The 22,600-nt window shown below is 59.4% G+C and carries 17 protein-coding genes and 1 other RNA gene; 8 read left to right on the top strand and 10 right to left on the bottom strand.

All coding sequences use genetic code 11. The features are described from left to right. Positions 1-5 precede the first annotated feature (5 nt). The 9 genes from NOM67_RS04460 to NOM67_RS04420 all read right to left on the bottom strand — a co-directional run bounded on the left by NOM67_RS04460 (position 6) and on the right by NOM67_RS04420 (position 11,588). Positions 6-602 carry a GPR1/FUN34/YaaH family transporter gene (locus NOM67_RS04460; protein WP_041207542.1) on the bottom strand — a complete coding sequence of 199 codons (597 nt, stop codon included), beginning with the start codon at positions 600-602 and terminating at the stop codon, positions 6-8. 229 nt (positions 603-831) lie between these two features. Then, positions 832-3,771 carry a DUF748 domain-containing protein gene (locus NOM67_RS04455; protein ID WP_255935140.1) on the bottom strand — a complete coding sequence of 980 codons (2,940 nt, stop codon included), beginning with the start codon at positions 3,769-3,771 and terminating at the stop codon, positions 832-834. 52 nt (positions 3,772-3,823) lie between these two features. After that, positions 3,824-4,585, bottom strand: a complete 762-nt coding sequence (locus NOM67_RS04450) for an ABC transporter substrate-binding protein (RefSeq protein WP_255934188.1) — start codon at positions 4,583-4,585, stop codon at positions 3,824-3,826. A gap of 36 nt (positions 4,586-4,621) precedes the next feature. Beyond that, positions 4,622-5,032, bottom strand: a complete 411-nt coding sequence (locus NOM67_RS04445; protein WP_255934186.1) for a MerR family DNA-binding transcriptional regulator — start codon at positions 5,030-5,032, stop codon at positions 4,622-4,624. Positions 5,033-5,034: 2 nt separating this feature from the next. Further along, on the bottom strand, positions 5,035-6,003 hold the full coding sequence (locus NOM67_RS04440) for a hydroxymethylglutaryl-CoA lyase (RefSeq protein WP_156852644.1): 969 nt from the start codon (positions 6,001-6,003) through the stop codon (positions 5,035-5,037). Continuing rightward, positions 6,000-7,970, bottom strand: a complete 1,971-nt coding sequence (locus tag NOM67_RS04435) for a biotin carboxylase N-terminal domain-containing protein (RefSeq protein ID WP_255934182.1) — start codon at positions 7,968-7,970, stop codon at positions 6,000-6,002. Before NOM67_RS04435 ends, NOM67_RS04440 begins: the two co-directional genes overlap by 4 nt. Next, entirely contained in the window at positions 7,967-8,803 is an 837-nt protein-coding gene (locus NOM67_RS04430) for an enoyl-CoA hydratase-related protein (RefSeq protein WP_255934179.1), read from the bottom strand. The genes NOM67_RS04435 and NOM67_RS04430 overlap by 4 nt, the downstream gene beginning before the upstream one ends. Before the next feature lie 11 nt (positions 8,804-8,814). Further along, positions 8,815-10,449, bottom strand: a complete 1,635-nt coding sequence (locus NOM67_RS04425; RefSeq protein ID WP_255934178.1) for a carboxyl transferase domain-containing protein — start codon at positions 10,447-10,449, stop codon at positions 8,815-8,817. After that, positions 10,446-11,588 carry an isovaleryl-CoA dehydrogenase gene (locus NOM67_RS04420; protein WP_255934177.1) on the bottom strand — a complete coding sequence of 381 codons (1,143 nt, stop codon included), beginning with the start codon at positions 11,586-11,588 and terminating at the stop codon, positions 10,446-10,448. Before NOM67_RS04420 ends, NOM67_RS04425 begins: the two co-directional genes overlap by 4 nt. A gap of 305 nt (positions 11,589-11,893) precedes the next feature. Here NOM67_RS04420 and NOM67_RS04415 point away from each other — a divergent pair, with 305 nt between their 5' ends. The 8 genes from NOM67_RS04415 (at position 11,894) to ffs (ending at position 19,741) form a co-directional block, all read left to right on the top strand. Further along, positions 11,894-13,051, top strand: a complete 1,158-nt coding sequence (locus tag NOM67_RS04415; RefSeq protein WP_156852649.1) for an acyl-CoA dehydrogenase family protein — start codon at positions 11,894-11,896, stop codon at positions 13,049-13,051. A 104-nt stretch (positions 13,052-13,155) separates the two neighbouring features. Continuing rightward, positions 13,156-13,953: an enoyl-CoA hydratase gene (locus NOM67_RS04410; protein WP_043850062.1), complete on the top strand. Its 798-nt coding sequence runs from the start codon at positions 13,156-13,158 to the stop codon at positions 13,951-13,953. Next, entirely contained in the window at positions 13,946-15,064 is a 1,119-nt protein-coding gene (locus NOM67_RS04405) for an enoyl-CoA hydratase/isomerase family protein (RefSeq protein ID WP_156852651.1), read from the top strand. The genes NOM67_RS04410 and NOM67_RS04405 overlap by 8 nt, the downstream gene beginning before the upstream one ends. A 50-nt stretch (positions 15,065-15,114) precedes the next feature. After that, complete coding sequence (gene mmsB, locus NOM67_RS04400) at positions 15,115-16,035, top strand: 3-hydroxyisobutyrate dehydrogenase (RefSeq protein WP_156852652.1); 921 nt, start codon at positions 15,115-15,117, stop codon at positions 16,033-16,035. A 65-nt stretch (positions 16,036-16,100) separates the two neighbouring features. Then, positions 16,101-16,862, top strand: coding sequence for an SDR family oxidoreductase (locus tag NOM67_RS04395; protein ID WP_071910440.1), 762 nt, complete (start codon positions 16,101-16,103; stop codon positions 16,860-16,862). Positions 16,863-17,228: 366 nt separating this feature from the next. Beyond that, entirely contained in the window at positions 17,229-18,665 is a 1,437-nt protein-coding gene (gene arcD, locus NOM67_RS04390; RefSeq protein ID WP_033113099.1) for an arginine-ornithine antiporter, read from the top strand. An 88-nt stretch (positions 18,666-18,753) separates the two neighbouring features. Further along, the gene (locus NOM67_RS04385) at positions 18,754-19,542 is read left to right on the top strand and encodes a sulfite exporter TauE/SafE family protein (RefSeq protein WP_255934172.1); all 789 of its coding nucleotides are present in this window, start codon (positions 18,754-18,756) and stop codon (positions 19,540-19,542) included. 102 nt (positions 19,543-19,644) lie between these two features. Beyond that, positions 19,645-19,741, top strand: an RNA gene (gene ffs / locus NOM67_RS04380) — signal recognition particle sRNA small type. A gap of 269 nt (positions 19,742-20,010) precedes the next feature. Here ffs and NOM67_RS04375 read toward each other — a convergent pair. Continuing rightward, positions 20,011-22,392, bottom strand: coding sequence for a PilZ domain-containing protein (locus NOM67_RS04375; RefSeq protein ID WP_255934171.1), 2,382 nt, complete (start codon positions 22,390-22,392; stop codon positions 20,011-20,013). Positions 22,393-22,600 lie beyond the last annotated feature (208 nt).

The raw sequence follows: 22,600 nt of genomic DNA, 5'->3' as shown, positions 1-22,600 counted from the left end.
GCCAATCAGGCGGCGGCTTTCAGCTGGACTGCTGCGGCTTTCTTGTGATCGCCGATCGGCAGGATGGTGCGGCCATACTGTTCGTTCAGTACGGTCGCCATGGCCAGATAGATGGCGCTGGCACCGCAGATGATGCCTTCGAAACCGGCGATGGTGCCGATCAGGGTGCTGCCAGTGAAGTCACGGGCGGCCAGCAGGAAGAACAGCACGGTCAGGGATGCGAACACGAACTGCTTCACGCGCGGGTAGTTGACGGTACCGATCAGCATGAACAGAGTGAACACACCCCACATCAGCAGGTACCAGCCCATGTAGGCGTGCGGAGTCGCTTCGGCCAGACCCATGGTCGGCATGACGAGCAGGACAACCAGGCTCAGCCAGAACAGGCCATAGGAGGTGAAGGCAGTCACACCGAAGGTGTTGCCGCGCTTGTACTCCATGATGCCCGCGATGATCTGGGCAATGCCGCCATAGCACAGGCCCATGGCCAGGATCATGGCGCTGATGGGGAAGAAACCTGCGTTATGGATGTTCAGCAGAATGGTGGTCATACCGAAACCCATCAGACCCAGGGGGGCAGGGTTGGCCAATTTTTCGCTCACGTGGCGTTCTCCAAAAATAGAGGTGGGGTTAACAAAAAGACGCGCGATTTTAGGCAGCTTGTAAAACCGCCGCAAGGGGGGGAAGGGACTAAACCGTAAAAAAATTACGTATTTATTTGCACTGATGCCCAAATGTTCAGCAGGTCAGCCGGTTTCGTGAGCAAAAGGTGTCAAAATAGTTGAAGGCTTGTATTTTTATTACGCGCAGGCGAGCTGGATGAGGAGAAGCTCACTCATCCAGTGTCAGTACCACTTTGGCCTCCTTGTCCTCTTCCTTGACCTGACTGTCCAGCACAAACAGCCGCTCTGGCGTGATCCCCTGGGCATCCACCAAAAACTCCTTGGTGTTTTGTGCCCGGCGCATGGCGAGATTGCGCAGGGATTTGGCGGTGATGAGCTGCTGCTCCTGCAGCAGGGCAACCGCCTGAGCCCGCAGCGCCGCGCTCTTTTCATCAAGATGCAGGCGGTCGGCGAGATCTCCCAAATCTTCTCCGAAGCGATCTTCATAAGCCTGTGCCAGGGCGTCTTGCATATCCTTATCCTGCTCCAGCAGATCGAGATCGACCTGATTACCGGTGAGTTTGGCGAGGGCCCGCTCCAGTTTTTGCCGTTGCAGGATAGGGCGCTCTTCATTGAAGTTGACCTTGCCGCGAATATTCATGCTGAGCTTGGGGCGATCCTTGAGGGCCTGCGCCAGCTTGGTCAGCTTCTCTTGCTGGGTCTGGGTGAGATCCGGATCGCCCGGCAGAAAGGTGATCTCGTCGAGATCTTCACTGCCGCCAGCCAGAGAGGCGAGCAACGAGAAGGGTGAGGTGATCGCCTTGCTCAGGGTGTTGCCAAGCACATCCCAGAAGATGTTGCCGAGGCTGAAGTCGGGCTGGTCAAGATTGCCCTTCACCTTGAGGTTCATCTGAATGACGCCGTTGGCATCACTCAACAGTGCGATGGCCAGACCGAGTGGCAGATCCTTGGCCTGTTCGCTCTTGATCTTCTCACCCAGTTGCAATTTCTTGATGGTGATGTCGTTGTCCCCTTCCAGCCGTTTGCCTTCCAGCTTGTAGTGCAGTTTCACCGACAGCTGCCCCTTGTCGATGGCGTAACCGGCATAGGTGCCCGAGTAAGGGGTAAAGGTGGTTAACTCCAGATTGTTGAAGGCGACTGCAATGTCGAGCACCGGATCGGCGACCAGCAGGTTGGTACCGCCACGGATGGTCACCGGGGCGTAGCGATCCACCTTGCCATTGAAGGAGAGCTCGGAGCGCTGACCGGGGATGTTGCTGATATGGCGGCTCTGGCCGCCCAGCGAAGCGATATCAGCCACGAAATCCTGGCTCAGGCTGCGGTCGGCAAACCGCAGGTTGCCCTGTTCGGTGCGCAGCTCATCGATGGTGAATTGAAATGCGGGTGCCGCTTTGTTGCTATTGCTCTGGGAAACTTCGGCTTTACCCTTGGCTGGCGCAGGGGCGGTCAGCAGAAGTTGCTGGATATTGGTGACGCCATTTTCGTTGATCTCGATGCGGGCGAAGGGCTTGGTCAGCGCCACATCCTTGATCTTCATCTTCTGGCTGATGCCGTCGTAATCGAGGCCGGTCAGCTTCAGGTCGTTGATCTCTAGCAGTCTCTGGTTATCGGCCCGATCAACCACCTTGAGGGTATGGACATCGAGCCCTCCCTGCAGTGTCAGTTTGTTCAGCTCCCCTTGCTCTGTGGTCGCTAGCGCCAGCTTGGTTTTGCTGCTGAGTTCACCCTCTTTCACCTTGATCCGCAGCAGATCGTTCAGATAGGGCTGGGCCAGCACAAGAGGAAGTGCCTGCTGGGTTATCTCGCCAGCGAGGGTAAAGGGGGCCAGGGTCAGCTGGCCATCAAAGGCGAGGGGACTCTTCTGGTTGAAACGGGTCGAGAGCGCCACTTTGCTCTGCTGTTCGCTCTTGCTGCCCAGCGGCCCTAATGCCAGCTGCAGGTCGGATAGCTGTCGTGCCAGTGGTTTGCCACTGCTCGCTTCGGTGAGGGTGATATCCCCTTTGCTGATGGCGATCTGGTTGATCTGCCACTGCCATGGCTTGCTGGCGGGGGCCGGTTTCTCTTTGCTCGGCTTGGCTGATGGTTGATCGATCAATAGTTCGGCCAGATCCAGCTCCTGCCGCTCATTGAGGGTGGCCTTGAGATGTGGCTGTTGCAGGGTGATTTTGCCGATATGCAGGGATTGTTTGCTGCCATCCACAGCAAGTTCAGCGAGGGCTAGCTGGCTGAAGCGGGCAAACTCCTCACCCTTGTCGTGCTTCATTTGCCAGTTGTCTAGCGTCAGCTTGCCTTTGGACAATTGCCACTCGATCCCTTTCTTGCCGTTTTTCAGTTGATATTCAACCTCTGCCCCGGCATTACCCTGGGTCAGCGCCAGCTTGAGATAGGGGGCCCAGAGTGGGGCAAAGGGTTTGATGTCGAGTTGCTTGAGGCTTGCCTTGCCCTGACCTATGCCGCTGGTGATATCCAGCTTGCCTTTGGCGCTCAGCGGGCTCTTGCCGTTGAGAGTTGCAGCCAGCTGGTAGGCGGTGAGGTGTCCTGCGGATGTGCTCAGCCCCTCCAGTTGCAGCGCCAGCTTATCGAGCTTGAGCGAGGGCACCCAGCCGGGTTCGCTCTCCTTGCGCTTATCCAGATAGGCAAGCTGGCCATCGGTCAGCGCAATCCTTGCGATATCGACAATAACGGGAGCGGTTTCCGGTTCCGGCTCTGTTGCGGGTGTCGGTGCAAGCAAAGTTGCCAGCGCATCGGTCAGGTTGAGCCGAACGTCCCCCTTTTTGTCATTCAGCCGCTGCACCAGCACCACCGGCCTGGTCAGCGCGACGTCGCTGAGTACCACCCGTTTTTGCTGCCAGCTTGCTTTGAGCTCGGGGATTACCTGCAGATGGGCGAAGCTGACCAATGGCTGCTGCTTGTCATCGAGCAGTGAACTGGGGCCGATGGCCAGAGCGGGGTGACGCAAGCTGACATCGATCTCGCCCAGAGTGAGGTGAATGCCGTAGCGCTCGGCCAGCCAACCGGGCAGATAGCGCTGGATCAGCCGCGGAGTTTGCCACAGCAAGAGGGAAACGAGGATAAGGAGTAGCAGGAGTGCGTAGACCAGGTAGCGCAACCGGCGAGCTCGGGGGGATGCGGGCATGGTGGTCTCCATTTGATGCACTCCCATTCGGTTCCCGTCATGGTACCGAAAAGTCAGATAGTAATCATGGGGTTGCGTACTCTGATACGCCGTACTTTGTCCAAAGTCGATCCAGATCACCTGTTTGGCGCAGCTTGGCCAGCCACAGCTCCAGCTGGGCAGGGGTAATGCTGGACTCGGGATCAAAGATAGCGCGGTGCTGGTAGCGCTGGTCCCACTTTTGCGACACAAGCAGCTGCGCCTTAACCTCGGGGTTGCTGAGCAGATACTGGTTCAAATAGGAGATATTGAGGATGGCGATATCACCGCGTCCCTTGAGCAGGGCTTGCAGAGCACTGACATTGTCCTTGAACAGCGTGATGTCGAGATGGTTGTGCAAATAGACCGGATCTGCATTGAACTGGCCGATGCCGTAGTGATAACCGGTTACACCAATAAGGTGGTGCAGGGAGGGATCCTCGAAAAAACGCTGGTCTCGCCCGGGGGCCTTGAGGGCAACATACACTTCACCACCGCCAAGAAAGGGGGAGGTCATCTTGAACTTGTCGGTTTGCCAGCCCCACTTGCTGTCTTCAAACAGCATCAGCGAGAAGCGGCCCAGATCGAGCGCCTTGTAACGATTGGCGGCCGAGGTGGGAACAAACACGAATCTTACCTCTTGCTGGATCTCGTTGAGTTTGGCGATGAGATCCAGCGTCAGTCCTTCATAGTGGTCATCCGACACTTTGACCACGAACGGGGCATAGGGATAACCGCCGACCTTGATAAGGGGATGGCTCCAAACGGACAGACTGAACAGAAGTAAAAACCAGCACCAATATTTCATGGACGTCCCAGGGCAATTGCATAACCCCAGATTCGGTTAATCTGATGCGCTTTTCAAGTTGTTAAGGGAATTAACACAGCGCTGCTCGGCAGCCTCCAGCTCGGCCATCACCATCTGGATATCTTCCAGCTGCTGGTGCAGGGCACTGCGCTTGCTTTCGATCAGTCTGATCATGGAGTTGAGCTGGTTTTTGCTCGATTTGTCGGTGTCGTACATATCGAACAGCTCGCGGATCTCGGCCAGGCTAAACCCCAGCCGTTTACCGCGCAGAGTCAGCTTGAGCCGGATCTTGTCCTTGTGGCTGCAGATGCGGGTCTGCCCCTCCCGCTGCGGAGTGAGTAGCCCCTCGTCCTCGTAGTAGCGGATAGTGCGTGGCGTAACATCGAACTCGTGGGCCAATTCCGAAATGCTGTAGGTGATCTCCTTGCCGGGCTGGGAACGGGACATGGTTATGACTCCTGTTGCTGGGAGTGTGGCTGGCAGAGGCGGGCGCGCAGCCGCTCGGCATTGGCGTGCAGGGCCTGACCGACCCGCGAGCCATTGGGGCGGCCGAGCTGCTCACTCACCCACTGGCCGGTGGCCGCCAGTTTGTCGAGATCCACCCCCGTCGTCATGCCAAGGCCGTGCAGCAGGTAGACCACCTCTTCTGACGCCACATTGCCGGAGGCGCCAGGGGCATAGGGGCAGCCGCCAAGGCCTGCCACCGAGCAGTCGATGGTGCGAATGCCGCGCTCCAGCGCGGGTAGCAGGTTGGCCAGCCCCTGACCGTAGGTGTCGTGAAAATGGACCGCGAGCCGACCCGCCGGGATCTCGTGCAGCACAGCATCCAGCATGGGCGCCACCGTGCCCGGGGTGCCGACGCCGATGGTGTCTCCCAGCGAAATTTCGTGGCAGCCGAGATCCAGCAACTGCTCGGCCATGGCGGCGACCCGTTTCGGGCGGGTCGGGCCATCAAACGGGCAGGCGATGACGGTGGAGAGGTAGCCGCGCACCTTGATGCCGAGGCGGCGTGCCTCCTGCACCAGCGGGGCGAAGCGCACCAGCGACTCCTCCACGCTGATGCCGATATTGGCGCGGGTAAAACCGTCGGAGCAGGCGGTAAAGAGGCCAATCTCGTCGGCGTGGGCGGCAATGGCAGCCTGCAAGCCTTGCAGATTGGGTACCAGAGCGCCGTAACGGGTCGGCCCCTTGCGTGGCAGCGCCTGAAAAAGTGCGGCGGAGTCCGCCATCTGCGGCACCTTTTTCGCAGAGACAAAGGCGCCGACCTCGATGCGCTGCAGACCGCTGTCGGCCAGTCGCTGGATCAGCTCCAGCCGCTGTACCAAGGAGAGGGGGGCGGCTTCATTTTGCAGACCATCTCGCGGCCCCATCTCCACCAGACTGACCTTGTCATCCCGGCTCTCTTGTGATCGGTTCATGGGCGATCCTCCTGTGAAGCTATCTCTTCGGCAAAGCGCACCAACACTGCCCCTTGGCTCACCTGCTCGCCCTGTTTGCACTGCAGGGCTTCAATTACCCCGTCCCGCTCTGCACGCAGCTGATGCTCCATCTTCATTGCCTCCAGCACCAGCAGGGGTTGCCCCATGTTGACCGCTTGTCCCTGCTCGACCAGCACCGCGACTACGATGCCGTGCATGGGGGCGATGGCACCCTGCACCTTCTCGTTTGCCTGATCATGGTGGTGACTGTGCTGCTGATCATCGGCCGCGAAACGGATGCGCTGGCCCCCTAGGGTCATGATGAAGGTTGCATCCGAGCCTGCGACTGTCTGAATGGGGATCAGCTGCCAGCCGCCATCCTGTTGTAGCCGGATATGGTCGCCGCCTCTCTGGTAGCAACGGGTCTCCCCTTGCCACTCAAACTGGCCGTCATGATCGTGAAGGGTCAATACCCGGCGCTCATCGTCGATGCGCACCGCCGCCGTCCAGCTGCGATCCGGTCCCTGTCGAAATCCGCAGGCCTGCTGCCAAGGGGAGGAGCCTGCGGGGCGGCTCGCCAGCCAGAGGGTGGCCAGTGGCCAGGCGAGTTCAGGAATGGGTTGCGCTGTAGTGGGGATGGGCCACTGGGTATGGTGGTCCATGGCCAAGACGTCAGGCTCTTCACACAGGCGCAGCAGCAGCGGGCCGTTGTGCACCAGCGGGCCGAGCTCCAGCGCAGCCAGCGCATCGGCCAGTTGGGCGAACGCCTCGGCGCGGCTCTGGCCGTGGGCGATCAGCTTGGCGATCATGGGATCGTAATAGGGGCTCACCTCATCGCCAACGGTAACGCCGGTGTCGATGCGCACGCCATCCGGCCAGTGGAGCCAGTGGATAGGCCCGCTGGCAGGTAGAAAACCGGCCGCCACATCCTCGGCGTAGAGGCGCGCCTCTACCGCATGGCCGCGCAGCACCACTTCCTCTTGAGTCAGTGGCAGCGGCTTGCCTTCGGCCACAGCCAACTGCCAGGCCACCAGATCCTGCCCGGTCACTGCTTCGGTGACCGGATGCTCCACTTGCAGCCGGGTGTTCATCTCCATAAAGAAGAACTCACCCTTGCAGAGCAGGAATTCGATGGTGCCGGCCCCCTGATAGTGGATGGCCTTGGCTGCGGCCACAGCCGCATCCCCCATGGCGCGACGCAGAGCCGGAGGGATGTCGGGGGCGGGCGCCTCTTCGATCACCTTCTGATGGCGCCGCTGCAAGGAGCAGTCCCTGTCCCCAAGATAGATGGCGTTGCCGAGGCTATCGGCAAAGACCTGCACCTCCACGTGGCGAGCCTGGGGCAGATAGCGCTCGAGCAGTACCAGATCATCGCCAAAGGCAGCCTTTGCCTCCCGTTTTACTGCCGCCAGCGACTCGTCAAAGTCAGTCAGCTGATCGACCCGCCGCATCCCCTTGCCACCGCCGCCACTGGCCGCCTTGATAAGCAGCGGGAAGCCAATCTGGCTCGCCTGATCGCGCAAGAAGTCCGGTCGTTGATCCGTGCCGTGATAGCCGGGCAGCACAGGTACGCCGGCAGTCTGCATCAGCGCCTTGGCGCCCGATTTGTCGCCCATGGCGAGAATGGCGGCGCTGCTTGGGCCGACAAAGCGCAGGCCGCGCTGTTCGCAGGCGGTGGCAAAGTCGCTGTTTTCCGACAGAAAGCCGTAACCGGGATGGATGGCATCGGCGTGCGCCTCTTTGGCTATCTTCAGCACCTTGCCGGTGTCGAGATAACTCTCTCTGGCCGGTGCGGGCCCCAGATGCCAGGCCTCATCGGCCAGGTGGGTGTGCATGGCGTGGGCGTCGGCATCGGAGTAGAGGGCGATGGTGTGAATGCCGAGGCGTTTCGCCGTCTTGATGATGCGCACAGCAATCTCGCCGCGATTGGCGATCAGCAGGCGCTTAATCTGAGTGTGATGGGTCATGTCTCATCCTTGAAACGGGGACGCCAGGTGGGAGGGCGTTTGTCGAAGAAGGCCTGCATCCCCTCCTGGGCTTCGAGCCCCACCCGAACCCGGGCGATGGTCTCGACGGTTTTCTCTTCGTGCAGGCGGGAAGGATGGGCCTCTATCGCCGCCAGCAGTCGTTTGGTCTCTTTCATCGCTTCCGGCCCGTTGCGGCACAGACGAAGGGCTTGCGCCCGTCCTTCCGCCAGCAGTTGATCCGGTTGGCAGAGTTGATGCGCCACATTGAGCCGACAGGCGGTGATGGCATCGAATGGTTCGGCACTGAGCATGTAGCGGCGCGCCTGACGCATTCCCATGGCGCGTACCACGTAGGGGCTGATCACCGCAGGCACTAGCCCGAGGCTTACCTCTGAGAGGCAAAAGCGGGCATCGTCGCTGGCCAGCACCAGATCGCAAGCGCAGATCAGCCCCAGCGCCCCGCCATAGGCGGCCCCTTGCACCAGCGCCACCGTAGGGAAGGGAAGCTCGTCGAGGGTCTGCATTAGCCGCGCCAATACCCGGGCGTCTTCGCGATTGTGCTCGAAATCGGCGTGGGCCAGATTACGCATCCAGTTGAGATCGGCGCCCGCGCAGAAGTGTTTGCCCTCGGCCCGCAGCAGCAGGGCGTGAGGACGTTCGGCAAGTGAGTGACCATGGAGATGGGCCAGATCATCGAGGCAGTCGAGCAGCCCCAGCATCAGGTCGGCATCAAAGGCGTTATGGCGGGTCGGGCGCGACAGCACCAGCTCAGCCAGCGGGCCGTGCCGTTCCAGCCGAAACGGGTTCTGGGAGGAAGTAAGTGGATCTGACATAGTTTTGCTCCTTACATCCGGAAGATGCCGTACTGTTCGGGTGCCATGCGGGCACCCTGACAGGCAGCCAGTGCCAGTGCCAGCACGGTGCGGCTCTGGGCCGGGTCGATCACGCCGTCATCCCAGAGGCGAGCGCTTGCGTAGTAGGGGTGGCCCTGGCGCTCATACTGCTCTATCACCGGCGCGCGGATGGCGGCTGCTTCCTGCTCGCTCAGGCTCTTGCCCTCGGCAGCCAGCTTGTCCCGACGCACCTGCACCAGCACCCCGGCAGCTTGCTCGCCCCCCATGACAGAGATGCGACTGTTGGGCCAGCTAAAGAGAAAATCGGGTTCATAGGCGCGGCCACACATGCCGTAGTTGCCGGCACCAAAGCTGCCGCCGACTATCAGGGTGATCTTGGGCACCCGGCTGCAGGCCACCGCGGTGACCAGCTTGGCGCCGTGCTTGGCGATCCCCTCTTTTTCTGCGCTGCTCCCCACCATAAAGCCGGTGATGTTCTGCAAAAAGAGCAGCGGAATGGCGCGCCGGTTACAGAGCTGGATAAAGTGGGCCCCCTTCTGGGCGCTGTCGCTGTGCAGCACGCCGTTGTTGGCGAGGATCCCCACTTCCATGCCGCAAATACGGGCAAAGCCGGTCACCAGAGTGGTGCCGAACAACGCCTTGAATTCGTCAAAGTCAGAGCTATCCACCAGCCGTGCAATTAGTTCGCGGGCGTCGTAAGGGCGTTTGAGACTGGTGCCCACCAGACCGTAGAGTTCCTCTATCGGGTAACAGGGAGTGGGGTAGGCTGGCTCATCGTAACTTGTGCTGCCCGATGCCAAACCCGAGAGCGGATCATGGTCACTGCCCAGATGGGTGAGCAGGGTACGGGCGATGGCTAGCGCATGGGCATCGTCACGGGCCATATGATCAGCAACACCCGAGTGAGCGCAGTGTACCTCTGCCCCGCCCAGGGCCTCGGCGCTGATCTCCTCGCCGGTGGCGGCCTTGACCAGCGGCGGGCCGGCCAGAAAGATGGTGGCCTGCTCCCTGACCATGATCGACTCGTCCGCCATGGCGGGCACGTAGGCGCCGCCTGCGGTGCAGAGCCCCATCACCACCGCCAGCTGGGGGATGTTCTGGGCCGACATGCAGGCCTGGTTGTAGAAGATGCGACCAAAGTGATCCCGGTCGGGGAACACCTCATCCTGCATCGGCAGAAAGGCGCCGCCGGAATCCACCAGATAGAGGCAGGGGAGGCGCAGCCGCTCGGCGATGGCCTGGGCGCGCAGGTGCTTTTTCACCGTGAGCGGGTAGTAGGTGCCGCCCTTCACGGTGGCGTCGTTCACCACCAGCATACAGAGCCTGCCCGAGACCCGGCCGATGCCGGTGATGATGCCGGCGGCGGGCACCGGCTCGTCATAGACCTGCCAGCCAGCCAGCGCCGACAGTTCGAGAAACGGGGAGCCCGGGTCCAGCAGCTGATTGATGCGCTCGCGGGGCAGCAGCTTGCCACGGGCCTGATGGCGGGCGTTGTTGGCCGCGCCGCCTCCTTGGGCGATCTCGGCAATGCGAGCATGGAGATCGTCGACCAGCCCCTGCATGGCGGCCCGATTGGCTGCATATTCCGGGCTCGCCGTGTCGAGGCGGGAGTGGATACGACTCATGTATTTTCTCCCATCAGCTCGCGACCGATGAGCCAGCGGCGGATCTCCGAAGTGCCGGCGCCTATCTCGTAGAGTTTGGCGTCCCGCAGCAGGCGGCCGGTGGGGTATTCGTTGATGTAGCCGTTGCCGCCGAGCAGCTGGATGGCATCGAGCGCCATCTGGGTGGCATTTTCGGCGGCAAACAGGATGGCGGCGGCGCAATCTTTACGGCTGGTGCGGCCCTGATCGCAGGCGCTCGCCACCGAATAGACCAGCGCCCGGCTGCTGGCGAGGCGGGTATACATGTCGGCGAGCTTGCCCTGTACCAGCTGGAACTCGCCGATGGCCTGGCCGAACTGCTTGCGCTCGCGCACATAGGGCAGCACCACATCCATGCAGGCCTGCATGATGCCAAGGGGGCCTGCTGCCAGCACTACCCGTTCGTAATCGAGCCCGCTCATCAGCACCTTGACCCCGCCGTGCAAGGGGCCCAGCAGGTTCTCCTGTGGTACGCGGCAGTTGTCGAACACCAGCTCGCAGGTGCTGGAGCCGCGCATCCCCAGCTTGTCGAGCTTCTGGGCGGTAGAAAAACCGGGAGTCCCCGCTTCGACGATAAAGGCAGAAATTCCTTTGGGGCCCGCACTGGTATCTGTCTTGGCATAGATGACGAAGGTGTCGGCATCCGGGCCGTTGGTGATCCACATCTTGTTGCCATTGAGCACGAAGTGATCGCCCTCGCGCTCCGCGGTGAGGCGCATGCTGACCACATCGGACCCGGCGCCCGGCTCGCTCATGGCCAGCGCCCCCACATGCTCGCCGCTCACCAGCGGGGGCAGGTAGCGCGCTTTCTGCTCCGCCGTGCCGTGACGGTGGATCTGGTTGATGCAGAGGTTGGAGTGGGCGCCGTAGGAGAGGCCGACTGAGGCGCTGGCGCGGCTCACCTGCTCCATTACCAGCACGTGGGCCAGATAGCCGAGGTTCACCCCGTCATACTCCTCCGCCACCGTGATGCCGTGCAGCCCCAGCTCACCCATCCGGGGCCAGAGATCACGGGGAAAGGTGTTGCTCTGATCGATTTCGCTGGCGCGCGGGGCGATCACTTTCTGGCAGAAAGCCGCAACCTGTTCGGTCAGGGCATTCAGGGTCTCATCCATCTGCATCCATGCTCTCCTTGCGGATATGACAGTCGGGTAGGAAGGTTGGTTCGACCGGCTGACTCTGCGTTATGGCTGGCAGTGGTCGGTCCATTTTTGTACTTCACTTCTGCCACAAGTTTACGTTAGCGTAAACGTAAATCAATTGTTAATCTGTTGTGTGTCGATAAAGCGGTGGCAGTGAGAGCGTCAGCAGCTACCACGACAACAACGCCATAGTGGCAGATCCGAATGACCAGTGTGTGGGCGCCGCGTCATAAAGCACTAATGCGGGAAAATAAGCGCGGGGCAACAAGGGAGTGAACGACAAGATGGATTTTACCCTGACTGATGATCAACAGGCGTATGTGGAGGCGGCCGCCGCCTTTGCCGATGAGGCGCTCAAACCCCATGCCGCGCGTTGGGACAAGGAGCATGAGTTTCCGATCCCGACCATCAAGCAGGCGGCCGAGCTCGGGTTTTGTGGTCTCTATACCCCGGAGCAGTTTGGCGGATTGGGATTGCCTCGTCTCGATGCGAGCCTCATCTTCGAGCGCCTCGCCATGGGCTGTACCTCGACCACGGCTTATCTGACCATTCACAACATGGTGAGCTGGATGCTGGGCAGCTGGCTGCCCAACGAGGTTGCCAAGGAGTGGGTGCCTAAACTGGCCAGTGGCGAGCTGCTGGGCTCCTATTGCCTCACAGAGCCGGGTGCGGGTTCCGATGCTGCGGCACTCAAGACCCGAGCGGTGCGCGAGGGTGACAATTATCTTATTGAGGGAACCAAGGTCTTTATCTCGGGAGCGGGCAGCACTGACGTGCTGGTGGTGATGGCGCGCACCGGTGGTGAAGGTGCGAAGGGGATCTCTGCCTTTATGGTACCGGCTAATGCCCCCGGCGTGAGCTATGGCAAGGCAGAAGAGAAGATGGGCTGGAACAGCCAGCCGACCCGGGAGGTTGTTTTCAATGAGGTTCGCATTCCTGCCTGCTATCGGTTGGGCGAAGAGGGGGAAGGGTTCAAGTTCGCCATGCAGGCGCTTGATGGGGGGCGAATCAATATTGCCACCTGCTCGGTGGGCACTGCCCAGCAGGCACTGGACGATGCGCTGACCTATGTGCAGCAGCGCCAGCAATTTGGTCACCCGATCAGCGAATTCCAGAGCGTGCAGTTTCGCCTGGCAGATATGGCGACCGAGCTGGCTGCAGCTCGCCTGCTGGTGCGTCAGGCGGCTGACAAGCTGGATCGCGGGGATCCCGACAAGAGTGCCTGGTGTGCCATGGCCAAACGGTTTGCCACCGACGTCGGCTATCGGGTCTGCGATGAGGCTCTGCAACTCTTTGGTGGCTATGGTTATACCCGCGACTATCCGCTCGAGCGCTACCTGCGCGATACCCGGGTGCATCGCATTCTGGAGGGAACCAACGAGGTGATGCGACTCATCATCGCTCGTCGGCTGCTGGCCGAGCAGGGGTTGGCGCTAATGTAGTGCTGGATGACACCTCAATGGCGCCAGCTTTGTGAGCCAGTCACAGGTTGGTTCCATGCAACTCTGTCATCATGGCTATCGCTCTACTGACAAGGACAAACGCAATGACAAGGATCAGGCTCGAATACAACGGCCACGTGGCCTACATCACCCTTGACCATCCGCCCGCAAATACCTGGACGCTTGCCAGTCTGCAAGCTTTCCTGCGGATGATGGAGGAGCTCGACAGCCGCCCCGATGTGGTGGCGCTGGTGATCCGCGGGGCTGGCGAGAAGTTCTTCTGCGCCGGTGCTGATCTCAACCTGTTTGCCGATGGCAATGTCGAACAGGCTCGCGATGTGGCCGACGCTTTTGGTCGTGCATTCGAAGCGCTTGCCCGTTTTCACGGCGTCACCATTGCGGCCATCAACGGTTATGCCATGGGCGGTGGGCTGGAAGTGGCACTGGCGTGCGATATCCGCATCGCCGAACAGCAGGCGTTGCTGGGACTACCGGAAGCATCTGTAGGCTTGCTCCCCTGTGCCGGTGGCACCCAGCGTCTCACCGAGCTGGTGGGGCCGGGTTGGGCCAAGCGGATGATCCTCTGTGGCGAGAAGGTGAGTGCATCCCTTGCCTATGAGATCGGGCTGGTCGAGGAGGTGGTGAAAACCGGGCAGGCGTGGGAGGCCGCCCATCAGATGGCCCATCTGGTGGAGCGCCAGAGTCCGAGTGCCCTGCGTGCCTGCAAAATGTTGATCAATCAGGGACGCAGCGGCCCGCGCGATGCGGCATTGCCGCTCGAGCGAAGCCTCTTCCTCGAACTGTTTAGTGATGCCAACCAGCGGGAAGGGGTGGCAGCATTTCTCGAAAAGCGCGCCCCGCACTGGCAGTACCAAAAGCCGGATGGTGCAACCCATGAGTGAGCCAGTAAGTATCGCAACCCATCCAACGGCTGATGGCCACCAGATCGGCGTGTTGACTCTCGACAGCCCTGCGTCTCTCAACGCATTGAGCCTGCCGATGATCCAGATCCTGCAACAGACGCTAACCCGCTGGGTGCAGGATCCCGCCATCGTCTGCGTGTTGCTGCAGGGGGCAGGCGAGAAGGCGTTCTGTGCCGGTGGTGATATTCGCTCCTTTTATTACCGCAAGCAGGAGGTGAGCGGATCCGAACTGTTTGAATATGCCCGCGACTTTTTCGAGCAGGAGTATCGGCTCGATCACCACATCCACTGTTACCGCAAGCCCCTTGTCTGCGTGGCGGACGGCATCTGCATGGGCGGTGGGATAGGCCTGTTTGCCGGCGCCGATTTCCGGGTGGTGACCGAGAAGAGCCTGTTCGCCATGCCGGAGGTGACCATTGGCCTCTACCCCGACGTGGGGGCCAGCTGGTTTTTAAGCCGGATGCCGGGGCGACTCGGGCTTTGGCTTGGTCTGACCGGTGCCCGTTTCAACGGGAGTGATGCCATCGGCCTTGGGCTGGCGGATCATGCCATCGCCAGCAGCGAGCGAGCCGAGCTGCTGCACCGGTTGGCAGAACTCGACTGGTCAGCCGGTTGTGAGCCCCGTGAGCAGATCGATCAGCTGCTACGGGGCCTTCATAAAGGTACCGCAGCGCAGTTGCCTGCGCCCATCCTGCTGCCCCATCAACCAAAAATTGATGACCTGCTGGCGGGGCGAACGTTGGCGGGAGTGTTGGCAAGACTGTTTGCTGCCCGATTTGACGAAACGGCGGGAGAGAAAGCATTGGCCCAGGCGCAGGAGAGCTGTCGCACCGGCAGTCCCATCAGCCGTGCCATCCTCTGGCGCCAATATTGGCTGGCTCGCCGCCAATCCCTTGCCGAGGTATTTGCCGACGAATTGACTCTCTCGGTCAACTGCGTGCTCAAGGGCGATTTTGTGGAAGGGGTGCGGGCGCTGCTTATCGACAAGGACAGGGATCCCCACTGGCAGGATCAGCCTGCCGAGGGGGATTGGCTGGATGAATTCTATCGCTGGCCCCATGGACACAACCCGTTGGCACGCAAGGGATAGGCACTGGTCTGGGAGCCGCGGCGCTATCAAGAACGCAAGGAGCAAGCCGAATGACAAGGATCGGATTTATCGGGCTGGGCAACATGGGGGGACCCATGGCAGCCAATCTGGCCAGGGCCGGGCATACGGTGCAGGTATTTGATCTGGTTGCCCACAGTGTCGAGCGAGCCATTGCAGCGGGCTGCATTGCGGCAGGAGATGCCCGCGAAGCGGTGACCGACAGTGATGTCGTCATCAGCATGCTGCCTGCCGGTGAGCATGTGCGCAGCCTCTGGTTGGGCGAGAGTGATGGTGAGCGGGGTGGGCAGGATCTGCTGGCAGCTTTGCCTGCCGGTGTGCTGGTGATCGACTGCTCCACCATTGATGTGGCCTCTGCCCGTCAGGTGGGGAGCGCGGCCCGTGCACGCGGCTTGCGCTTTATCGATGCCCCTGTCTCGGGTGGGGTCGCCGGCGCAGCGGCAGGCTCACTCACCTTTATTGTCGGTGGCGAACAAGCCGACTTTGATGCGGCCAAGCCCGTACTGGCCTGCATGGGGCAGAATCTGTTTCACGCCGGCCCCCTTGGTGCCGGGCAGATCGCCAAGATGTGCAACAACATGCTGCTTGCCATCCAAATGGCGGGCACCGCCGAGGCGCTGGCCCTCGGGGTAAAGGAGGGGCTGGATCCGGCGGTGCTCTCCACCATCATGGGCAAGAGCTCGGGCAACAACTGGAGTCTGGAGCGCTACAACCCCTGGCCCGGGGTGATGGAGAACGTACCGGCTGCCCGTAACTATCAGGGGGGCTTTATGACCCGGCTGATGGTGAAAGACCTCGGACTCGCCATGGCGCTGGCCGAACATGCTCACAGCGCTGTGCCCATGGGCGCACTTGCGCGCAACCTGTTCAATCTGCATGCGGCGAACGGAGAGGGAGAGCTGGATTTTTCCAGTATCGTCCGGCTCTATCTGGAAAAAGGCAGAGAGGGATAGTGGTCGCCGGGCACCATCTTGCGGCTTGCTGGGTTCAGGCTATCGCTGCATCACAAGGAGAGAGAATGGATATCAAGCAGAAAGTCATCGCTATTACCGGTGCCGGTCGGGGGCTGGGGCGGGCCATCGCGCTCAATCTTGCCGCTCAGGGGGCCGAGCTGGCGTTGATCGACCTGAATGCCAGCGATCTGGCCGTGACGCAGGCCGAGGTGCAAAGCCGTGGCGGGCGGTGTGCCATTTTCGTTTGCAACGTGGCAAGCGAACCGGAGGTCGAGACCACCTTTGTCGCGATCAAGGCACACTTTGGTCGGTTGCACGGGTTGATCAACTGCGCCGGCATTCTGCGTGATGGCATGTTGCTCAAGGTGAAAGAGGGGGAAGTTGTAGAGAAGATGAGTCTGGCTCAGTGGCAGAGCGTCATCGACGTCAACCTCACCGGCACGTTCCTGTGCGGGCGCGAGGGGGCCGCATTGATGGCCACCGGCGGGGAGGGGGGCGTCATCATCAATATTTCCTCCATCGCCCGTGCCGGCAATATCGGCCAGAGCAACTATGCCGCCAGCAAGGCAGGGGTGGCCTCGCTGGTGGTGACCTGGGGGCGGGAGCTTGCCCGCCACGGTATCCGGGTGATGGGGATCGCCCCCGGGGTGTTCGCCACCGATATGACGGCCGCGATGAAGCCGGAGGCGATGACCCGGATGCAGCAGGCTATTCCGGTCGGCAAACTGGGTGAGGCGCAGCAGCTGGCCGAGACCGTTGCCTTCATCTTTGCCAACGATTACCTCAATGGCCGGATGATCGAGCTTGACGGCGGTCTGCGGCTGTAGACCTTTACCAAGATTTACATTGAGCCCTGACCTCGTGGTCAGGGTTTTTTTATGCACTCTTTTGAGTTCCAAAGGTACTGAATGGCGATGCATGGGCACCATCCGGGTCGCTCTGTGGCGGCAGAAATATGAGAAATATCAATGGGTCTCAGTTAATTTGAACCAGCTCACAGGCCCTTGAGGTCAGTGCTGTAAAATTGCGCGCGGTCAAGGTGGTGCATGTTTGACGATGCGAGGGATTGCGGTCGGAATAGTCATGCAATATAGTTGCCGCCTTTTTCACGGGGTCCGGATTTTCAGCCCCTCCCATATCGCGCGCAGTATGAATACGGACGCTCTGCCGCCGCCTAATTAAACAGGATTGAGATGGACAAGAAACTAGGGCTTGGCGCCCTCATTTCGCTGGTGATCGGCTCCATGGTCGGCGCCGGGGTCTTCAGTCTCCCACAGAATATTGCTGCACATGCCAGCGCCGGGGCCGTCGCTCTGGGATGGGCCATCACCGGGGTCGGCATGATCTGCCTCGCGCTGGTCTATCAAAACCTCTCCATGCGTCGCCCGGATCTCGATGGCGGTATCTTCAGTTACGCCAAGGCCGGTTTTGGTGACTTCATCGGCTTCAACGCCGCCTGGGGTTACTGGCTCTGCCAACTGCTGGCCAACGTCTCTTACGCCATCGTGGTATTCAGCGCGCTCAGCTACTTCTTCGATACGCCGGATCACGTCATCTTCGGCGACGGCAATACGCCGGTGGCCATCACGCTGGCCTCCATCCTGATCTGGTCGGTACACTCGCTGGTACTGCGTGGGGTACAGGTGGCGGCCTTGGTTAACATCGTGACCACCATCGCCAAGATGGTGCCGCTCATCGTTTTCAGCGTGGCCATCCTGCTTGCCTTCAATATGAAAACCTTCACTCTGGATTTTTGGGGTCATGGCAACAGCGATCTCGGTTCCGTTATGGATCAGGTCAAGTCGACCATGAAGGTCACCCTCTGGGTCTTCATCGGTATTGAAGGGGCCGTGGTGGTCTCTGCCCGTGCCCGCCATCGCAAGGATGTCGGTCGTGCGACTGTGCTCGCCCTGCTGGGTGCGCTGGCGCTCTACGTGATGGTGACCCTCTTCTCGCTGGGGGTAATGACCCAGCCTGAGCTGGCCCAGCTCAAGAATCCCTCTACCGCCATGATCCTGGAAGCGGTAGTCGGCCCCTGGGGTGCCTGGCTCATCAACATTGGTCTGGTCATCTCCGTGATGGGGGCTCTGCTGAGCTGGACCGTGCTGGCGGCTGAAGTTCCCTACATTGCGGGCAAAACCGGGGTCTTCCCGGCCTGGTTTGCCAAGGAGAACAAGAACGGCTCACCGCAGGTGTCGCTCTGGTGCTCCACCTGTCTGGTGCAGACTTTCCTTATCATCATCTACTTCCAGAACAGTACCTATCTGGCGTTGGTCAACATCGCTACCTCGGCGGCGCTGGTACCCTATGTCTTCTCCGGTGCCTATGGCCTCAAGCTGGCCTTGAAAGGGGAGACCTATCAGGGTCAACCGCATCAGCGCAAGCGTGATCTGTTGCTGGCCCTGATGGCGACCATCTATGGCTGCTGGCTGGTTTATGCGGCCGGCGTCGAGTATCTGCTGCTGGTGGCGCTGCTCTACAGCCCGGGTATCTTCATCTACTGGAAGGCGCGCCAGCACCACGGTCTGCGCGGCCTCAACCGGCTGGAGCAGGGGATGACGGCGGCCTTGCTCGGTTGTGCCGTGCTGGCCTTCTACAAGGTGATGGACGGCACCATCCCCCTGAACTGACAGAGACAAGAGATGGCCCAAGAGCCATCTCTTCTTTTACACGCCGTCCGTGTCACAGGTGGTCGGCGTCGCCTCGGAAGGAATTTTTATGCTGTTTATAGGTTATCTGCTGCTGGGGGCTTTCGCCGGCATCCTGGCCGGACTGTTCGGGATCGGCGGCGGCCTTATCATAGTCCCGGTGCTGGTGGTGAGCTTTCACGCACAGGGGGTCGATCCCGATATCATCACCCATCTGGCACTTGGCACCTCGCTGCCGACCATGATCTTCACCGGTTTCAGTTCGCTGCGGGCCCATCAGGAGGCCGGAGCTGTCGACTGGGTGATGATCCGCAGGCTCGGTGCCGGCATGTTGCTTGGCGCCTGGCTCGGCGGCATGACCGCCAATCTGCTCAGTGCCAGCACCCTCAACATCATCATTGGCTGCTTTGCCTGGACCATGGCGCTGCAGATGGGGCTTAACCTCAAGCCCAAAGCGGAGCGCCATCTGCCGGGAGCGCTCGGTACCGGCATTGCAGGTACCGTTATCGGCTGGATGTCGGCACTGTTTGGCATCGGTGGTGGCTCGCTCACTGTGCCATATCTGAGCTGGAACAGCGTGCCGATGCGCAACGCGGTAGCGGCCTCAGCTGCCTGCAGCATGCCGATCGCGCTGGCGGGTAGCCTGAGCTATCTCTATGCAGGATGGGGGCACGCAGATCTGCCCGAGTGGAGTGTGGGCTACATCTATCTGCCAGCCCTGATTGGTATTGTGCTCACCAGTACCCAGTTTGCCCGGGTGGGGGCCAAACTGGCACACAGACTCTCTCCGCAGCGACTCAAGCAGGCGTTTGCCCTGCTGATGCTGCTGGTGGGGGCGAAATTCATGCTGTTTAGCTGAACCCTTGGCCAGTTTGTTGAAAAATAAGGCAAACGATCTGTTGGAAGGCAGAAAGCCGTTGCATTGAACGCTCAGTTTGCCTATTCTCCTCGCCGGTGGTCCTATTGGTCCTCTCGCATTGATAACCCGTCGACCTGGTCAGGACCGGAAGGTAGCAGCCAAGGCGGGGGACTCGAGTGCCGGGATGTGGCTGGTAGGGCCACCACTTGTTTCTGCACTTCAATAAGTTAGCTTCCTAAAGCCCTTGGTCATCCACTTTGTGTGGACGACGAGGAGCTCATCGATGAATCTCTGGCTCAGTCCCCACGGCATCTGGTATTACCGGAAAGTCACCACGCTCCCCTGTGGTCGTCGTAAAGAGATCAAAAAATCCCTGCATACCCGAGACAAGCTGACGGCTTGCGCTGTTGTGGCGAAACCATGGCTTCTGTTGGTTCGACAGCACCTTGGCCTCTTGGTCAGGGGGCGCTAGGTTAATGGCTGTGTGATACCAAGTCGGAATAGAGTTGCTTCTGTCGTATCAGTCAGCTCACTGACCCCGACCACGCTCCATAGATCTTCTTCCAGCTTCTTGGCCTTGTGGATAGCAAATTTGGCTATTGTATCCAGCTCGTTGGCGACGAAATTGATGTCTGGTCGGCCAGTTCGGGAGATGCCAACCAGCACGGAATAGAACTCTCCCTGCTGTAATGCCTGCTCGATAAATTGCCGCTTTTCTTGCACGTTACCGAACGAGTTGGCGAGGCAGCTCTTGATTTGAGGCCAACCTGAGTTTGTTTGCACGTACGATACGTAGACCTCTTCCTGCTTTGGCTTGTCATCTCGTTCCTGATGACGAAGCGGGGTCATCAGCACTTCTTTCAACAATTCCCCCTGAAACAGGGGATAGAGGTTGCCATGCTCCGGATTTGCAGTACAAAAAGTGAGCACTCTTTGCAATGAACGTGGTTTGAGAGATTTGCCAATAGATGCCGGCTTCGGACTCCCATTGAGCTTGTTGACATAGAGTGGGGTGTTGAAAAGATGGCTGGTGTAAATATTGCGTAGAGCTCTGGCAAGTCCGCGATAGCGGCGGTGTTCCGGGGCTGTTTTCAGCTTTTTCTGGTTACTTTCGATAAGTAGAGTGAAGAACTGTCGGCCAATGTGGCGGGCGGTATCCCCTTCAATGCAAAGGTGCAATACCGTGCGGGTCATGTTGAGGCTGACCAACCGGTAAGGCAGATGCTGCAAGTCCATGGTTTTGGCAAGCTCCTGTAGCCGGGGCAGGGCAATGGTCACAACATCGTTTTTCTCACCGATAAAGGCCTCTTCCAGCTCAATCTGCATACCATGGGCGGAGATATCGCGGGTTAAGCCCTGCCAGGATCTGCCATTGTGGCTGATGGTTATCTCCGTTTTGTGGATGTAGCGTTGTTCTTTGCGTAGCTGAACATATTGCAGCAGCTCGATCTCGAAAGGCATGGGCTCTTGTTCGTGACCAAATCGTTGCAACTCGTTGGGGTTGTTGATTGTCCCCCCTTCCTGACGGAACTCTTCCCGTTGTGCGTCGAGGCTGATCTCCTGCAATAAACCGCAATAACCTATCTGTTTGATGCGCTCCAGCAACTGGATGTCATGTAATTGGGACTCTTCGAGCCCGACAATCTGGCCCAGATCCGCTTCTGCCAACTCACACAGTTCCAGTGAAAATTTATAGACACGCCAGCTGGGGCGATGGGCTCCCACCTGAAAGAACAGTTTGGTCAAACCACTTAGCCGTAACTCTTCTGATGTGGCCGAGAAGAAGTAGATTTTATTTTGCACGGTATGGGCAAAGCTGTAGAGCAGCGTTTCTTTGGTTGCCCCCGGTGCCGGGCAGAGGCGTTTCATCCGGTCGGCCGAAAACAGTCCAGCCAGTGCGTCACGGTTTTTTTCGTCACGCCAGTACTCGAGAAGGTGCTGATTGTTCTCGCTGCGCAGGGCTATCTCCAGCTTGGGGTTTGCACCCGAACTAAAAAAGAGTGGTATACCTGTCATGCGCGGTAGATAGAACTGCTCGTGTCCCTTGATGATCGCAGCAGAAAGCAGGTGATCGACGCTTATTCGATGATGGCCTTTATTGGCTTTGATGAACTCTTTGATAAAGGTATCAAAGGCCGGGTTGTCACCAGTGCGGATCAGTATTAGCCAGAATCGCCCCTCTTTATTCTCCTCGCCCAGAATCTGGTACTGCACAGGTTGTTGTAATAGTGGATTGGCGCTGTCGTGCTCCAACCCGGTAAAGATGACCTCAACCTGATCACCGGTTTGATAGGTCGGTAGATAAGGCACCGAGATACGAATGCCCTCAGGAGAAAGATCCGATGTTTTGGCCAGGAGTTTGGCTCCATCCTTGAGCCTGACTTCTACAGGGGAGCTGATATGCATACGCTCTTGGCGACGGCCGTAATAACTGGCGAATGGGATAGTCTTGACTTCATATTGCTGGAAAGGGTTGGCCTGCGCCGTGGCTTTGCCTTTTACCCGGGCTTGCTGCCGCTGTTTTTGCCACTGCTGCATCACCTCGTAGACACCCATCGTGTAGTCATCACGGTAAATGAAGCACTGGTTCTGGAACAGGCTGATAGCCTCTGCCGGCATGAAGTGGATCATGCCTTTAAATTCATATACTTGACACTCATCAGCCAAGGCGTCCCGCATATCGATGACCCTGCGGCAGGAGGTGCATTTGCGCTGTAGCTCCATTTTGAGCAGAAAGCGCCCGTTATTGCTTTCAGGCTCAGTGAGCTGTGCAAAAATGTCTGCGAAATTCTTTTTCCGCAGCTGGGGAATGAGTTGTTCAATCAACTTTTGTTGCTGTACTGGATCCATGTATTCCCACCGCAAAAGTCATTTTATGAGCACAAATACGGATTATCTTGCCGCAACAGTGAGGTGCAATCACGCTTGTTAGTATTGCATATCCTAACGACTCCTCATTATTCGCTGAAGTGCGTTAACAACACCACCGGCATCTCATAAAGCTGCACTGTTCGACTTGTACATTTGGATACATATCGTCACCAACGACACACGGAAG

Origin of the sequence: Aeromonas sp. SG16, from assembly GCF_024436135.1 — a bacterium.
Classification (GTDB): Bacteria; Pseudomonadota; Gammaproteobacteria; order Enterobacterales; family Aeromonadaceae; genus Aeromonas; species Aeromonas jandaei.
Note: the sequence above shows the minus strand (reverse complement) of the source record. Positions and strands in the feature narration are given on the sequence as shown.

Bases quoted from the DNA above. Each gene is read 5' to 3' on its own strand.
- NOM67_RS04455 (WP_255935140.1), bottom strand. From the start codon at position 3,771: ATGGAGACCACCATGCCCGCATCCCCCCGAGCTCGCCGGTTGCGCTAC.
- NOM67_RS04450 (WP_255934188.1), bottom strand. From the start codon at position 4,585: ATGAAATATTGGTGCTGGTTTTTACTTCTGTTCAGTCTGTCCGTTTGG.
- NOM67_RS04445 (WP_255934186.1), bottom strand. From the start codon at position 5,032: ATGTCCCGTTCCCAGCCCGGCAAGGAGATCACCTACAGCATTTCGGAA.
- NOM67_RS04440 (WP_156852644.1), bottom strand. From the start codon at position 6,003: ATGAACCGATCACAAGAGAGCCGGGATGACAAGGTCAGTCTGGTGGAG.
- NOM67_RS04435 (WP_255934182.1), bottom strand. From the start codon at position 7,970: ATGACCCATCACACTCAGATTAAGCGCCTGCTGATCGCCAATCGCGGC.
- NOM67_RS04430 (WP_255934179.1), bottom strand. From the start codon at position 8,803: ATGTCAGATCCACTTACTTCCTCCCAGAACCCGTTTCGGCTGGAACGG.
- NOM67_RS04425 (WP_255934178.1), bottom strand. From the start codon at position 10,449: ATGAGTCGTATCCACTCCCGCCTCGACACGGCGAGCCCGGAATATGCA.
- NOM67_RS04420 (WP_255934177.1), bottom strand. From the start codon at position 11,588: ATGCAGATGGATGAGACCCTGAATGCCCTGACCGAACAGGTTGCGGCT.
- NOM67_RS04415 (WP_156852649.1), top strand. From the start codon at position 11,894: ATGGATTTTACCCTGACTGATGATCAACAGGCGTATGTGGAGGCGGCC.
- NOM67_RS04410 (WP_043850062.1), top strand. From the start codon at position 13,156: ATGACAAGGATCAGGCTCGAATACAACGGCCACGTGGCCTACATCACC.
- NOM67_RS04405 (WP_156852651.1), top strand. From the start codon at position 13,946: ATGAGTGAGCCAGTAAGTATCGCAACCCATCCAACGGCTGATGGCCAC.
- mmsB (WP_156852652.1), top strand. From the start codon at position 15,115: ATGACAAGGATCGGATTTATCGGGCTGGGCAACATGGGGGGACCCATG.
- NOM67_RS04395 (WP_071910440.1), top strand. From the start codon at position 16,101: ATGGATATCAAGCAGAAAGTCATCGCTATTACCGGTGCCGGTCGGGGG.
- arcD (WP_033113099.1), top strand. From the start codon at position 17,229: ATGGACAAGAAACTAGGGCTTGGCGCCCTCATTTCGCTGGTGATCGGC.
- NOM67_RS04385 (WP_255934172.1), top strand. From the start codon at position 18,754: ATGCTGTTTATAGGTTATCTGCTGCTGGGGGCTTTCGCCGGCATCCTG.
- NOM67_RS04375 (WP_255934171.1), bottom strand. From the start codon at position 22,392: ATGGATCCAGTACAGCAACAAAAGTTGATTGAACAACTCATTCCCCAG.